Source organism: Shewanella oncorhynchi, assembly GCF_030848765.1.
GTDB classification, from domain to species: Bacteria; Pseudomonadota; Gammaproteobacteria; order Enterobacterales; family Shewanellaceae; genus Shewanella; species Shewanella oncorhynchi.
The window spans coordinates 3116711-3132574 of sequence record NZ_CP132914.1; the positions used below are offsets into that span (position 1 = coordinate 3116711).

The following is a 15864-nucleotide window of genomic DNA, read 5'->3' on the forward strand; positions in this document are numbered from 1 at the left end:
TTGGTACTTACCCCATGGCACCATTGATGCCACGGAATAAGTCTAACAGGCAGAATAAGGTAATAGTGTTACAAGTGTTTAATCCTGCGCTTTACTTCTTCTTGCTTGCCATAATTAAAAGGCCGCGCATCTGGGCTGCCTAAGTAACCGCACACACGGCGCGTCACAGAAACTCGACTAGGCTCATGATTGCCACACTTAGGGCAAGTGAACCCTTTACTGGTACAACTAAATTCGCCGGTAAAACCACAGTCGTAGCATTCATCAATTGGCGTGTTAGTGCCATAGTAAGGCACGCGGCTGTAGCTATAATCCCAGACGTTTTCCAGCGCTTCGAGGTTATGCTGCATATTGGGATATTCGCCATAACAAATAAAGCCGCCGTTGGCGATAGCGGGATATGGCTGTTCAAAATCAATTTTATCGTAGGGGTTAACGCTTTTTTCCACATCGAGGTGGAAACTATTCGTGTAATAGCCCTTATCTGTCACCCCTGTGACTAGCCCAAATTGCCTCGCATCCAGTTTACAAAAACGGCTGCAGAGACTCTCACTTGGCGTGCTATACAGACTAAAGCCATAACCTGTTTCGGCCTTCCACGCATCGGTAGCCGCTTTAAGATAAGCTACAATAGCGACGGCTTTGTCCCTTAATTGTGCATCGTCAAATACATGGGTTTGGGTGCCATAGAGTGCATTCATGGTTTCATGCAGGCCAATGTAACCGAGTGAAATCGAAGCGCGGCCATTTTTAAAGATTTGCGCCACATCATCATCTGCCCGTAAACGTACACCACAGGCGCCTTCCATATAGAGGATAGGTGCCACGCGAGCTTTAACACCGTTCAGTCGCTCAATACGGGTATCCAGCGCTTTACGGGCTAATACTAATCTGTCATCTAAAATGCGATAAAACTCAGTCTCATCGCCATTGGCTTCTAAGGCAATCCGCGGCAGGTTTAAACTGACCACTCCCAAATTATTGCGCCCTTCATGCACAAGCTCGCCATTTTCTTCATAGGTGCCTAAAAAGCTACGGCAGCCCATTGGGGTTTTAAATGAACCGGTCACTTTCTCGACTTGCTCGTAGTTGAGGATGTCGGGATACATGCGCATTGTTGCGCATTTGAGCGCCATCTGTTTTACATCGTAATTGCAATCGCCCGCTTTATGATTAATACCATCGCGAATCGCAAACACTAGCTTAGGGAATACTGCAGTCTTGCGATTTTTCCCCAATCCCGCCATCCGCACTTTGAGCATAGATTGCTGAATTAAGCGTGATTCCCACGACGTACCTAAACCAAACCCAAAGGTCACGAACGGTGTTTGGCCATTGGCAGTGTGTAAGGTATTGACCTCATATTCCAAAGACTGGAATGCATCGTGACATTCTTTTTCAGTTTGTGCCGTAGCAAAGGCTTTGGCATCGGTGATCTTCCAATTCAGGGCAATTTGGTAGTGCTTGTCGTAGCTCTTAGCGACAAATGGCGCTAACACTTCATCGATACGGTTGATAGTTGTGCCGCCATAGATATGGCTCGCCACTTGGGCAATGATCTGCGCGGTCACTGCTGTCGCTGTTGAAATAGACTTAGGGGTTTCAATTTCGGCATTACCCATTTTAAAGCCGTGGGTCAACATGCCAGCTAAATCAATCAACATGCAGTTAAACATCGGGAAAAACGGAGAGTAATCTAGGTCGTGGTAATGGATCTCGCCCGCTTCATGGGCAGCGACTACATCCTTTGGCAAAATATGACTCTTGGCGTAATGTTTGGCGACTATGCCCGCGAGTAAATCCCGCTGAGTAGGAATGACTTTTGAATCTTTATTAGCATTTTCATTGAGTAAAGCCGCATTGCTTTGCTCAACTAAACCACGGATTTCGAGGTTGAGTTTACTGGTCGCTTCACGGCACACATCTCTGTCGTGACGGTATTCGATATACACCCGCGCCAGGGACTTGTACGGCCCTTCCATCAGTAAATTCTCAACTGCATCTTGTAGATGGTGGATATCGACTTCAGCTAATGGCGCGACGCTCTGACTGATACACGCTGCCACTGTCGCTGCATAGTCGCCATCCTCTATTCCAACTGAGTTTGCAGCGGCATTCACTGCATCCCTTATCCTTGTTTCATCAAAAGGTGTGCGGCAACCATCACGCTTAATTACGACTGGCATTGTTCAGTTCCTCTCCATCTCGCCTAAAAATTAACACTACATCTAGTGATTTTAAAAGCATAAAACACAATATGTAGAGCATTAGGCTACAATGACGGTAAGGAGTCCATGATCCAGATCATAGTTTTTAGGATGAAATAAAAGAACAAACAAGAACTGCAGCTAGGCCCAATTATCTGAAAATTGCGCCTTGACCTGCTGATTAAACCCAGCTAGTTGAATGCGTGACAATTTGTGTTTATCACGCACTATGGATGTGAATTAACGTTTAGCAAGCGCAAGATAACTACTGAGTTGGCCCGATGCAGATTGATGTGCCCCCATAGATGAAGCAAGTTGCATCATAGATTTTAGCCCCTGCCACTGCTGCTTTTGAGCATCCGTAAGCGGAGGTTCAGAATTCAAATAATCCGTCAATTGGCTAAGGACTTTCGTGGCCTTCTGGGCTAGCACCGGCGACTGAGCATCATCCATATTGGTTAAGACGTTTTTAGCATCAACTAAGGTATTGATAAGAGGATTATTAGGTGATTTTTTAGCTAATGACTTGATTTCATCATCTAAAAAATCTTGCAACGATTGTTTAGTCGGCGTTGTTGTGCTCGGCACTGTAATACCGTTTTTCGATAAACGCTCGAGTTGCACATCCGATAAAATGCCATCTTTTTGTAAGCGCGATACCAATGCGGGAATATCGGCGACGCCAAATTGACCATCGGCAAAAAAATCCTTCGCCATCGATTGAATTTTCTGTGCGCGTTGCGCCCGTGGCGACAGCGCTATCTCATCGGTTTTACCGTTATCGGGTTTGGTAGCATCCGTCTGCGTTTTATTTGTTTCTGTCGTAGTATCGGTTTTAGCCGTGCTCGTCTTTTGGCTATTGGCACCATAGGCACCATAGGCATCGGCGATACTGGCACTGCTGCGATTAAGATTAAAGGCATTTAAAATAGAATTCATCGTCAAAAATTCGGCGTCTAAGACTCAATAACGGTTTTAAAGCAAAAACTAAGCCAATCAAGTATTAATCAGTGCAACCCCTGAGTTAATAGCATCACTATGCATAAACCAACTTATATCTAGGACTGTATATCTTCGATCAAGGCAAGACATTGCCGCCTTAGTAAATCGAGTGCCTCAGCGTCCATCTGCACTTTATCAAGCAAGGTTTGCTTCAAGGCAAGAGCTTCGTGCCTGATACCCTCTCCTTGACTTGTCAGAGTGATCAGCTTTTTCCGCTCATCTTCAACGCAGGCTAATCGCGTAATCAACCCCTTCAACTCTAACCGCTTGACGATGGGCGTTAAGGTTCCCATATCGAGTTTAGTCGCCATTGATAGCTGGGTTTGGCTACAGCCGTTTTGACGCCACAGGGTTTGCATCACTAAATATTGAGGGAAAGTTAACTCGTATGCCTCGAGTAGAGGCCGATAAGCACGCACTAATGCATTGCTCGCAGAATATAACGCGAAACAAACATTATCGGATAAACAGAGTGGATCGCTAGAAGCTTGGCTATGAGTCTGTTTTGTAGCGTCTAGCTCATGTTGAGGTAAGCAATTCTGCACGTTTAAGCGCCTGTCATTTAAACATAACGCTATCTTATCCGATCTGTCCCACCCCATCTAGTTTGCGCGCAAACTATTTGCATTCAATCTTAAAGCCACGTAGAGTTAACATCATTAGTTTGCGCACAAACAAAAGGTGAGTTTTTATGAAGAGTATGACTGAAACCCGTGAGATCCATCTAGCTAGTCGCCCAGAAGGCATGCCTACAGCACAGAACTTTACTTTAGTAAATAAAGCGTTAGCACCACTCGCTGATGGACAAGTGCTGATTAAAAATCTATGGATGTCGGTTGACCCTTACATGCGCGGGCGCATGGTTGATCGCAAGAGTTATGTTCCGCCCTTCGCCTTAAATCAAGTCTTAGAAGGCGGTGCGATTGGTGAAGTTATCGCGTCAAAAAACACCGAGTTCCCGGTTGGTACTAAAGTCAGCAGCATGCTAGGTTGGCGTGAACACGCAGTCACAGATACCGCAGGACTAACAGCTTTACCACTAACTACGCTTGATAGTTCACATTTCCTCGGCGTACTCGGCATGCCAGGCATGACAGCTTGGACAGGACTGGCTCGCATTACAGATTTAAAAGCGGGTGAGACATTGTTTGTTTCCGCCGCCTCTGGCGCAGTAGGTAGTGTGGCTTGCCAAATTGGTAAACTAATAGGTGCCCGTGTTATAGCCTCTGTCGGTTCAGATGAAAAAGCTGAATTATTAAAAAGTTATGGTGTTGATGCGGTCATCAATTACAAGACTTGTGGCAATCTTACCCAAGCGTTGACAAAAGCTGCGCCAGAAGGGGTTGACGTGTATTTTGAGAACGTCGGTGGCGAGCATTTAGCCGCAGCGCTGAGCAATATGAAAGATCATGGACGTATCGCTGTTTGCGGTATGATTTCGCAATATAACAACACAACTCCAACACCTGGCCCTGACAACTTAGCCCTAATTGTAATGCGAAAACTCAAGTTAGAAGGTTTTATCGTATCCGAACATTGGGCGCATTATCCTGAGTTCACCGCAAAAATGGCTCAATGGTTAGCGGAAGGCAAAGTAAAAGCAGAACAAACAATTTATCAAGGGCTTGAACAAGCACCTGATGCTTTTATCGGTCTATTTGAAGGTAAGAATCGCGGTAAAATGTTGGTCAAACTAGCCTAAGTCACCAACAAAGCGGTATAAACATCTCAATATGAGATAGCAAATAGTCGGTATCGCAAAAGTGATACCGACTTTTGTTTATCTGGCAATCAAACGCTATCTATATAAAGCTTTTGACTCTACATTTTGCATCATCAGCCTTTCCAGAGCGCAGCTTCAATCAAGTGGGCGACTTTCTCCACCGCAGCTTCGCCGGCGGCAATCGCCTCATCAGCACGGTGAAACTCCATAGTGCCGATATTTCCCACCTCTGGCACAATACAAATATCTGGTGGATCGCCCATCAACCGCGCCCGCTTATGTCTTTGCTCTAAAATACCCATAGATTGCGACATCACAGCAATCATCCCCGGATTCGATTTAGTGCCGAGTGAAAACTTATCGGTTAGGTTGCTGACATAATCTCGGCCACGGGCGAATAAATCCATAAAGCCCGTTTCTTGTCGCGCTGGCATATCCATTTCAGCTTGGACAGTCCTTTGGCTGGTCATATTCACGGGTAACACTTGGATACGCCCAGAATGATAGCCATATAAATCCACTGCAATCACTACATCAACGCCCATGGCACGGCTGACCGAAACAGGAACAGGATTCACCACAGCACCATCGACTAACCAGCGATCTCCTTGTCTGACAGGGGCTAAAATCCCCGGCATGGAGCAAGAGGCCCGTACCGCTTGCCGTAAATCCCCTTCAGTAAACCAAATTTCCTGACCAGAGTATAAGTCAGTCGCGACGGCTGCAAAGGGACGATTGAGATTTTCAATATTCACATCTCCTATACGTGCATGCAGCACATCGAACACTTTGTCTCCGCCGATAAGCCCGCCCTTACGCCATCGAATATCCATCAAGCCAAGCACGTCCCAACTAGAAAAACCGCGCACCCATTTTTCTAACTCGGGTAAATGATCATGGGCGTAAGCGGCCCCCACTAAAGCCCCTACCGAACATCCAGCCACTTTATCGGGCTTAATACCCATGGCAGCTAAACCATTCAATACACCTATATGTGCCCAACCTTTCGCCGCCCCACTACCCAAGGCAATACCTACCGAAGGGGTTGTTCCGTTAGCCATAAATCATTTCTCCTGTAACTCAATGCAGTACACGATAACGTAAAATCCTGCCATATCCACTGTCAATCGGTAAAAACGACACAATTAAGAGGTTGTAATACCAATGTAAATAAATACAATCAACAGAGCATAAATGGCACTCTTTCTACATCAATCCGTGCATGAAGCAGAGATAATCACCGATGTGGATAGCTGAGCAAGGATGATTAAGGCTATAATCTGCCCTTACTAAGATTTAGGGGATATACCTTTGCAATTTACCGATTTTTCTCTGGACCAGCGTCTGCTTCAAAGCATAAAACATATGGGGATCACAGAACCCACCGCCATCCAGGAACAAGCACTGCCTATCGCATTGGCAGGTAAAGATTTAATGGCGTCATCAAAAACGGGCTCAGGTAAAACCTTAGCGTTTTTGTTACCCGCATTGCAAAGAGTCATTTCTACCCGCTCACTGTCGAAACGTGATCCTAGAGTCTTGATTTTATTACCGACCCGCGAACTAGCGCATCAGGTTTATAGTCAGCTTCGCCTCCTTGTCGCCAACACCCAATACAAGGCCATCAGCGTACTGGGCGGGGAAAACTTTAATGACCAAGCCAAAGCTCTAGCGAAAGAACCGCATTTCATTGTCGCGACTCCAGGCCGTATCGCCGATCATTTAGAACAGAAGCATCTTTTTCTCAATGGCTTAGAGTTATTAGTCCTCGATGAAGCCGACCGCATGTTGGATTTAGGCTTTGCACCGCAGCTAAAAGCGATCAACGATGCAGCCGATCATAAACGTCGTCAAACTCTGATGTTTTCGGCCACGTTAGATCACGATGAAATCAATGATATCGCAACAACATTACTAAAAAATCCAGCGCACGTGGCGATTGGCGCAGCTCACTCTGAGCATAACGATATTCATCAACGTATCTTTTTATGTGACCACTTAGACCATAAAGAAGCGTTATTAGCTCGTTTGCTCAAAGATGAAACCCATAAACAAGTGATCATCTTTACCGCGACGCGTCCAGATACTGAGCGCTTAGCCGCTAAATTAACCGCGCAAGGTTTTGCAACCGCCGCCCTCAGCGGTGATTTAAAGCAATCCGCACGAAACCAAATCATGGACCAATTTGCCCGTGGCCAACAACAAGTACTAGTGACAACCGATGTCGCCTCTCGCGGCCTCGATTTGCTCAATGTGTCCTTGGTCGTTAACTTCGACATGCCTAAATTTGCCGAAGAATACGTGCATCGTATCGGCCGTACTGGTCGTGCAGGCGCAAAAGGTGATGCGATATCGCTCGTCGGGCCAAAAGATTGGGACAACTTTAAGAAAGTCCAAGTCTTCCTCAGAAAAACCTTTGAGATCAGCACAATTCCAGGCCTAGAAGCTAAATTTAGTGGTCTAAAAAGCAAAGCTAAACAGACGCCAGTAAAACGTGTTGCTAAAGCGGAGCTTGCTAAAGGTAAGAGCAAAAGAACCAAAGCAACCACACCAGCACCGTCGCGGGATAAGCGTTTCATCACGGGCGTGGATGTCGGCGATGCTCCTATGCGTAGAAAACCTGCTGCGGCACAATTACTGCAAGATAATGATACTGAAGAAGTTTAAAACTAATTTATGCATAAAGGCCGGTGGATTTAACATCAGATATTATCTCTGATACAAATCACATAGGCATGATCTAATACTGGAAATTGACATACTAAAATTATCAGTCTGTCGCCAAGCGAATCAAAAGCGCATGGTAAACACTGATCCTCATGTCATTTCCAGCTACAATAGCGCTATTATCGATATTTTGAAGGTGTAACATGAGAGTTTGTGGTGTTGAATTAAAAGGTGGCGAAGCCATTATCAGTTTATTGAGCTATGAAGGTGAAACCTTCAATGTGCCAGAATGCCGTAAGGTGTCTTTCACCGTTTCCCAATCTGCTACCACAGAAGCTATTCGTGAGTTTCACTTCGCTTTTCATAAGCTGATGCAAGATTATCGCGTTGATGAAGTTGTCATCATAGAACGTGAGCAAAAAGGTAAACTCGCGGGTTCAGCGACAAGCTTTAAACTTGAAGCAGCCATTCAATTAGGGGAATTACCTGTCAGTCTATTGTCTCCTGTCACTATCAAAGAGCAAAACAAGCGCAATCCACCCCAAGTTGATTTCGATAGTTTAGATCTTAAAAAAGTACAGCAGTTAGCTTTCGAAGCCGCTTATGCCCATCAAAATCGCCGAATTTTTGGCAAAGTATAAGTAATGTGATGAACTCAGGCTCCGAAGTCATTCGGAGCTAAATCCTCTATGAATCCATTAAAGTACTTAAACGGTTACAGCCTTGATATTCAGCAGCAGGTACAGCAACATCTCGATGCTGGCACATTACCCAAGCTATTGCTGAAACGTCATCCTGTCATACATAGCGTTCGTAGCGATAAAGCGCTGTACGACTATACTCAGACGATTAAAAATCAATTTTTACGCCAGTCCTCCCCGCTCTCAAAAGTGATATTTGATGACAAAATTAATATTAGTCATCATGCACTTGGCTTGCATTCCTACGTAGCACGAGTTCAAGGCAATAAAATCAAAGCGAAGAACGAAATTCGCATTTCTTCGCGTTTAAAGCGTGTGCCAGAACCTTTGTTGCGTATGGTCGTCGTACATGAATTAGCCCATTTAAAAGAAAAAGATCACAACAAAGCTTTCTATAATTTGTGTACCCACATGGAGCCGGATTATCACCAGTTTGAATTTGATTTGCGCTTATTATTGACTTGCATCGACGCTAACATATCCCCTTATTCTACAGATAAAGTCGACACCTGACCTTCGTATATTTTTTGCTCAAAACTTGACTGATAATAGTTTTCATTTAGAATGTTATAGTATCTAGCGCAGCAAAATACTGTAATGACAATGATGAAACAGAATATCGACAAACTCTTAAGCAAGTGGTGTAAAAAGCAAGCTAAAAAGCTACTCAAAGCACAGGTTAAATCTGTTTCAAACACAGGGAACGCTATTACATCCTCATCACATCTACGCGCGCAGACTGATAAATTTTTGACGAATAAAAAGGCTCAACGAAAGCACCTCACCCAATTACTCTCTAAGCATATTGCTCAGCAAGAATTTGCCCATAGCAATAAATCAACACTCAAAAAACAATTAAAACTCGCGAAAGCTAAGTTTATTGCCGCAAATGATGCGACATTTTCATCGACTATTATTACTCGACTTTCTCCTTTACCCACGGAACACAGCTTTGCATTACGTCCCTTTAAAAAATCACCCTGTGGTGGCTGTCCCGCATTAAAAGGTAAATTGTGCAAGTGCGCATTAAAAGTGATGCAAAGGCGCCACGCAAGCTGATAGGCACGATTTAGCACTGCATATTGGGTTCTCTGTTCAGTCCTTAATAAAAAACGTTATAAGCTCTTCAGCCGCACAATTTTCCTCTTCACAACCTTTTGAATGACTCGCTATAACACTTCTAACTGAAGATCCTATCTATTTTATCCCCTTATGTTTTATCGCCACGACTTCGAGTCGAACAAATTTTAAGCTTTTATACAACTCGAACAGTACTCGTGATAGCAGGAAAATGTCTACCATAATAAGTATTGTGGAAACAAAAATGCCGATGAAATTTTCATTTCATCGGCATTGATAAACTCTTCTAGAAAGTCAGTGCTATTGTTTATTCAAACTTTGATACTATAAATTCTATTAGCTTAGGTTTGGCTAACCTAAGTTCATTATAGCTTCACGACTCTTCACCATATTAGTGAATGTGCGTAAATCTTGATTCGCTAACTTGCTCGACATAGGAATATCGGCTTTCAACGGATCAACAGGTTTACCATTGATATGGAATTCATAATGCAAATGCGGGCCAGTCGAACGACCTGTATTACCAGATAAAGCAATCACTTGACCGCGAGTTACACGTTGACCTTTACGCACTAACGCCTTAGACAAATGTAGGTAACGGGTACGGTACTTACCACCATGTTCAATCACAATATACTTACCAGCAAACTGATGGTCCGTCACTAAACTGACAATTCCATCACCAGGTGCAACAACTTTAGTCCCGATCGGCACAGAAAAGTCTGTTCCATTATGGGGAGAAATACGCCCTGTGATTGGGTGTTTGCGATGGCTGTTAAAACGTGAACTCATACGCGGTTGTTTAGCTAACGGATAACGTTGGAATGCCCGAACTAAACTCTGACCTTTAGCATCATAATAACTACCATCAGAATATTGATATGCACTAATTTCAGAACGGCCACTTTTAATACTGACGCCTAAAATTTGGCTACTTCCCGTCGGTTCACCTTCAACATATTGATCATTTACCAAAACTGAGAATTTGTCGCCAGCTCGTAAATCACGGGCAAAATTCAATTTTTCTTTGAGTAAATCTTCAATTCGCTGAATATCTGCAGCGGCTAAGCCCATTTTTTGGGCTGAAACGTAGAAAGAACCTTTAATATCGCCAGTCAAAATTCGATTTTGCCAAACACCTTCAACGTTCACTTCTTCAACATTAAAACTACCGTCTTCATAACGCGTAAAAACCACTTGGCGGGCAGCGTTAAAATAAAGTTCTAATTTTTGTAACTGGCCTTCACTATCAAGCCAAAATTGCATTCTGTTACCAGGTAACAGGGTATCAAGTGCCAAAATGTTTAAATCAGCTTCTAAAACCTTATACATAGTCTGCTGATCAACACCCGCCTTGGAAAATAACCCACTTAAGGTATCACCGGAAACGATAATTCGCTCAAACTGGGGAGCATTATTAATGAGTGCAGCTTGATCTAGGACTTCAGGTTCAGAAACTTGAGGGAGAATATTTTCAATATCGAGAACAACAGGGATACGCTGAGCAGTTGGCGTAACATGGTTATTATTCGGCATCAACATAGCAGCACCCATCAACAAACTACCCATTAATAGAATGTTCTTTTGGGTCGATGATAAGTTCTGCAAACGGGTTTGCGATAAGTTGATAAAGTTGGGTTTGCCTGTTTGCAACGCTTTTCACCTTTCGTTAACTTTGCGTTCTATTTTGACCAGTCCCTTTGAGGGAAGCCCGAATTTTTCCCAACTTATATCAAAAAACCGATTATGACAAACGCTATTTCACTCTTTTGTTGCACCATTAATGAAAAACATGCGCTAGTTGGCATTTCCAACTCACTTTGCGTGTATTATCCGAATGTTAAACACACTGGAGATACAATAAATAACACTTATAAAACAATTTGTTATTTATCGCACTCTGTGAGAAAGAGCAACTAAGGCAAAACTATCGTCATTTCGCTCCCATGTGAGGTTTTATTGATGTCGATGCGGGTATTTATCTGCTCTTTCATTTCCGACACGTGCGAGATCACCCCTATCATGCGGCCAGAGGATTGCAAATCCATCAGGGTCCGAATGGCCAGTTCTAAAGAATCTTGATCTAAACTGCCAAAGCCTTCATCGATAAATAAAGTATCGAGTTTAATACCACCTGCATAGGCTTGCACTACATCTGATAGGCCTAACGCCATAGATAATGCTGCCATAAAACTTTCACCACCGCTTAAGGTAGCCACAGGACGCACTTTGGAGGTATAAGCATCTTCTACTTCTAATTCGAGCCCAGAAGCTTTGTTGCCCTTGGCCCTATCTTCCTTACGTAGTAAACGATAACGCCCTTTGCTCATTAGGTGTAGCCTGTGGCTTGCCTCTAACAACACATCGTCAAGCAGTACGCTTAACACAAAACGTTGCAGACTGATCTTATTACCTGTATTTCCATTAGCGACATCTGCAAGGGTGCCGATAACCGCATATTCATCTTCCAAAACCTTAGCTTTTGCATCGGCAATACTCAGCTGGGTTTGGGTTTGCATCAGTAATACTGTGCGAGTGTGAAGCAACTGCCATGCCTGCTCGGCAGCGTGTAATGCTTGCTGCGCGAACTCAAGCTCAGCAGCCAGCTTAATGCTATCGGGTAGTACTTTATCCTTAAGCTTAAGCGCTAACTGCTCGCACTGTGCCTTGGTCAAAGCACTGCGCTGCTGGTAAGCCTCAATTTCGCTGGCTAATGCACGCTGTTGTTCTTCATCCAGCATGGCCTCAAATAAGGCCTGTTGATCGGCAAAACCTGCTGCGACTAATTGCTGATTGAGTTGCTGCTGTGCACGCGTTTGCTGGGCTAATGCCGCCTCAGCAGCATTTTCAGCACCATTAAGTGCCGCTTTAGCCGCAACAAAAGATTGGCCAGTCTGTTGTTGGAGATCCCTAACACTAGTGATCTGTTGCTTAATTTGGCTGATACTTTGCTGATTTTGCGCGATTGCTGCAGTTAAGGCCTCAAGCGTTACAAGCGCAGATGGAACACTTTGCTGCATGTGCGCTAACTGCCCCTGCAATATATCCACTTTAGATTGCAGTGCACTGTCGTGTGTTTGTCCTTGCTCTAGCTTTTGTTGTAGATGCGTTTCCTGTGCGTGCAACAATGCAATCTCTTGCTGTAACAGCTGTAACTGCTGATGGGCTTGCTCCGCTTGAGTGAGTGAGAAAGCGTATTGCGACAAGGTATGTGTATGTTCGTCTAAAGGAATATCAACCGCAGTGCCCAATTGGACCGCGAGATCTTGTGCTTGCTGTTGCAAGGTTTCTAACTGCGTTTGTAGCCCACGATATTCCGCTCTGGCTTTGCTCAGGATTTCTTGAGCATTCGTTTCAGCCTCAAGTGCTAATTGCAGCGCTTCATCACTTGGGAGTGGCTCTTGGCTTTGTGCTGGCTGTGGATGTGTTTGGCTGCCACAAACAGGGCAAGGTTCATCTTGCTGTAATTGCCGCGCTAAAATAGCGGCCTGTCCTTGATGCCAAGTCAACAATAAGGCTTTATATACAACCTGTGCTTGCTGATGCTGAGCACTGAGTTGTTGCCCTTTGACTTTAGCCTCAACAAGTTTTGCCTGTGTCGACGATACCCTTGCCGCCACTTGTTGCCATTGCTGATAGGTAGACAATAACTGCTGTTGCTGCTGATGCGCTTGTTGCAATGAGAGGCGAGTTTCGCTGTTGGCCTGTAGTTGCGGCAGAGCGGATTCTAATTCACGGCGTTTTTGGACTACGGTGGTTAACTCATTTTTGCTGTTCTGAAGTTGTGTTTTCGCGCTAATGAGCTGCGCTTGCTCTTGTTCAAGGGTTTTATTAAGCCTATCCAATTCCCTGAGCTGCGGCCCTAAGGCATTCAGTTGCTGTTTAACCTGTTCCTGTTCGAGTAACGACGCTTCCAACACGGGCAAATCAGCGGTCTTAAGCTCTGCGTTATCGAAGGCTTTTTTAGCATTGATTAATGCTGTTTTCGCATGTTCAAGGGCAAAACTTGCCGCCTTGGCTTCCTGCTCACGGGCCACAAACACCTCAATCATGGGTGCCAAGTGCTGCGCCTGTTTGGCCAAATTCAGTTTATAGGTTTGCGCAGCCATGTTTTCTTGCTGCGCATCAAGCACTACTACCGTTTGAGTTAAGGCATCAAACTGCACAAATTCGGCCAATAAATGCTGGGCGGCATCGCTGGTTTTTATCACCCATTGTTGCTGCTGTAATGCCTGTTCTTTCGCACTTTGGGCTGTTTCAAGTTCTGGCGTAAGCTTGGCTAATTCACAGCTAAGCTCGTCATCGGATGCTAAACCCGCACTTTGTAAAATGCCATCACGGCGGCTGCGTTGATCTTTCACTAAGGCGCGGATATCTGCAGCCTTACTTTTTAAGGAATCTTCAATACGTCGGTATATATGCGTTTGAAATAGCTGACTAAATATCAGTTCTCTTGCTTTGGAGTCTGCCATTAACAATTCGCGAAATTTCCCCTGCGGCAACACCATCACTTGGCGAAACTGCTCCACATCGAGGCCAGTTAAGGCTTCAATCTCAGCGGTTGCCTCAGAGACTTTGCTCGCTACAAGCAAACTTTCATTACCCGCGGCGTCTATCTTATATAACTGTGCTTCGGGCTTCTGCACCGTTGAGCCGTCACCGCTTTTTTTAACCCTGTCTTGCTCTGGCACACGGCGAATACGATAACTGCAATTACCCAACTGAAAACTAAAAGTGACTTCTGTTAGCAGACTATCATCGGCCATATCGCAGCGCATCTGGCTGCCTTCACGCTCATTACCAGTGGTTTTGCCATAGAGAGCAAAGCAAATACCATCGAGCAAGGTCGTCTTACCCGCACCAGTGGGTCCATTAATCAAAAATAACGGATTAGTCCCTAAGGCCGTAAAATCAAGTTGTTGAATCGATGCAAAGGGGCCAAAGGCTGACATGGAAAGGCTAAGTGGTCTCATGCTTGGTGCTCCTCATTGTGTAGCTTAGTCAGGAGTTCATCCATCACGGCTTGCTGTGCTTGTGTTAATGACTCGCCGGACACTTGAGAGAAAAAGTCACGGAACATGTCCATCTCGCCTTTTTTGATATGATCTCGGCTCAAGGTGACTTGTTGCTGCCCCGCCATCAGACCAGTCCGCTCTAAATGCAGCACATTAGGGTAAACGGCTCTCAATTTCCCCATAGCATCTAAAATGGCATGTTTATCAAGGAGTCTGACCATAAGGTAGTCCTCACGCTTGATATCCGTTTTTCCATGGGCGAGTAATGTGGCTAACTCCCCTTCTAAGATGCGGACATCGCGTATCGACGTTAATGGCAATAAGCGGATATTTGCTGGCGTTTTTGCACTAAGTTCGACTAAGGTCACCGACTTATGTTGATGTTGTTCGCTAAAGGAATACTTCAAAATCGATCCTGAGTAGCGCACATGCTCTGCACCTTTGTATTGCGGTCCGTGCAAATGCCCAAGGGCGACATAATCAAACTCAGTAAATAGCGTTGGCGATATTTTATCGGCGCCACCAATGCTCAGTGGTCGCTCAGATTCTGACTCACTGCCACCATCCAAAAAACAATGGCTTATCACCACTTTCGGCAAACCTTGGCTATCGTGCTGGTGTACTTGTTCAAGCAATAGCGTCATTGCGGCCTCATGGCTTGCCGCCTCACACTCAAAAACTTGGCGCACTGTGGCAGGTTCGGCATAGGGCAAGGGATAAAACACCACATCACCGCTTGAACTCGACAAAGTAATGGGATGAATGTCAGCACTCAAAGGGCCAATAATATGTAACCCACTTGCCGCCATTTGTTTTGCTGCAAAACCTAAGCGCTCGTGACCATCGTGATTACCCGCAATCATAATGACTTGCAGACCTAAATCATGTACTAAGCGGTTAAGCACATCATCTAACAGCGCGACCGCATTCGCAGGCGGAATCGATCTGTCATAAATATCCCCCGCCACAATCACGGCATCCACCTTGTGTTCATCCGCTAGAGCAATAATTTGCTCGAGCACAAAGGCTTGATCATCCAGTAGTGATTGATTGTGTAATTGACGACCTATGTGCCAGTCCGAGGTGTGGATAAATTTCATAATCGCTCTTTTAAAGAAGTGGTGGCGCTAAACCCGAGCGCACATGCCGCCCGTCGATGCAAATAAGACTAGCAAGATAGACACTGCACTTATATCAATCGGATTAAATATGTACACAATATTTAAAATACACACCAAAACAATAAGAAGCCTAAAAAGTGTATTAAAAATGACAGGTAATACTATTCAAAAAACTTGAAAGAGTACACCTAACTCAAAGTAGGATGAGACGTTTTAAGTCGTCATTTGGCGGATCTTTTGGATGATATCCACCTCAGCTTAACTTTTGAGCCAAGATGGACGCCACTAAGATACACTCATGCGCAGCTTAAAGAGCGTCTATTGATGAGTGAGTTTTATAAAATGCTT

General features: G+C 44.7%; 12 protein-coding genes. 5 read left to right on the plus strand and 7 right to left on the minus strand.

The window, feature by feature from the left end; genetic code table 11:
- Positions 1 to 68 precede the first annotated feature (68 nt).
- The 3 genes from nrdD to RA178_RS14110 all read right to left on the minus strand — a co-directional run bounded on the left by nrdD (position 69) and on the right by RA178_RS14110 (position 3754).
- Positions 69 to 2186 (minus strand): anaerobic ribonucleoside-triphosphate reductase, encoded by a 2118-nt coding sequence (nrdD, locus tag RA178_RS14100; protein ID WP_306682391.1) that lies wholly within the window; start codon positions 2184 to 2186, stop codon positions 69 to 71.
- A 261-nt stretch (positions 2187 to 2447) separates the two neighbouring features.
- Positions 2448 to 3146: a hypothetical protein gene (locus RA178_RS14105; RefSeq protein WP_306682392.1), complete on the minus strand. Its 699-nt coding sequence runs from the start codon at positions 3144 to 3146 to the stop codon at positions 2448 to 2450.
- Between the two features lie 119 nt (positions 3147 to 3265).
- Positions 3266 to 3754, minus strand: a complete 489-nt coding sequence (locus tag RA178_RS14110) for a MarR family winged helix-turn-helix transcriptional regulator (RefSeq protein ID WP_212599903.1) — start codon at positions 3752 to 3754, stop codon at positions 3266 to 3268.
- 146 nt (positions 3755 to 3900) lie between these two features.
- Between RA178_RS14110 and RA178_RS14115 the strand changes: the two genes are divergently transcribed.
- On the plus strand, positions 3901 to 4911 hold the full coding sequence (locus RA178_RS14115; RefSeq protein ID WP_263175938.1) for an NADP-dependent oxidoreductase: 1011 nt from the start codon (positions 3901 to 3903) through the stop codon (positions 4909 to 4911).
- A 134-nt stretch (positions 4912 to 5045) separates the two neighbouring features.
- Here RA178_RS14115 and rssA read toward each other — a convergent pair whose 3' ends face one another.
- Positions 5046 to 5993, minus strand: a complete 948-nt coding sequence (gene rssA, locus RA178_RS14120) for a patatin-like phospholipase RssA (protein WP_028760420.1) — start codon at positions 5991 to 5993, stop codon at positions 5046 to 5048.
- Positions 5994 to 6243: 250 nt separating this feature from the next.
- Between rssA and RA178_RS14125 the strand changes: the two genes are divergently transcribed.
- The 4 genes from RA178_RS14125 (at position 6244) to RA178_RS14140 (ending at position 9359) form a co-directional block, all read left to right on the plus strand.
- Complete coding sequence (locus tag RA178_RS14125; RefSeq protein ID WP_168823685.1) at positions 6244 to 7599, plus strand: DEAD/DEAH box helicase; 1356 nt, start codon at positions 6244 to 6246, stop codon at positions 7597 to 7599.
- A gap of 203 nt (positions 7600 to 7802) precedes the next feature.
- On the plus strand, positions 7803 to 8240 hold the full coding sequence (locus tag RA178_RS14130; RefSeq protein ID WP_028760422.1) for a DUF3010 family protein: 438 nt from the start codon (positions 7803 to 7805) through the stop codon (positions 8238 to 8240).
- A 48-nt stretch (positions 8241 to 8288) separates the two neighbouring features.
- Positions 8289 to 8813: a M48 family metallopeptidase gene (locus RA178_RS14135; RefSeq protein ID WP_105252910.1), complete on the plus strand. Its 525-nt coding sequence runs from the start codon at positions 8289 to 8291 to the stop codon at positions 8811 to 8813.
- Between the two features lie 90 nt (positions 8814 to 8903).
- Positions 8904 to 9359, plus strand: a complete 456-nt coding sequence (locus RA178_RS14140) for a hypothetical protein (RefSeq protein WP_306685413.1) — start codon at positions 8904 to 8906, stop codon at positions 9357 to 9359.
- Positions 9360 to 9731: 372 nt separating this feature from the next.
- Here RA178_RS14140 and RA178_RS14145 read toward each other — a convergent pair whose 3' ends face one another.
- From RA178_RS14145 to RA178_RS14155, 3 genes are all read right to left on the minus strand, one after another.
- Positions 9732 to 11033 carry a peptidoglycan DD-metalloendopeptidase family protein gene (locus tag RA178_RS14145; RefSeq protein ID WP_028760425.1) on the minus strand — a complete coding sequence of 434 codons (1302 nt, stop codon included), beginning with the start codon at positions 11031 to 11033 and terminating at the stop codon, positions 9732 to 9734.
- Between the two features lie 263 nt (positions 11034 to 11296).
- Positions 11297 to 14353: an AAA family ATPase gene (locus RA178_RS14150; protein ID WP_306682395.1), complete on the minus strand. Its 3057-nt coding sequence runs from the start codon at positions 14351 to 14353 to the stop codon at positions 11297 to 11299.
- Positions 14350 to 15495, minus strand: coding sequence for an exonuclease SbcCD subunit D (locus RA178_RS14155; protein ID WP_306682397.1), 1146 nt, complete (start codon positions 15493 to 15495; stop codon positions 14350 to 14352). Before RA178_RS14155 ends, RA178_RS14150 begins: the two co-directional genes overlap by 4 nt.
- Between the last annotated feature and the right edge of the window lie 369 nt (positions 15496 to 15864).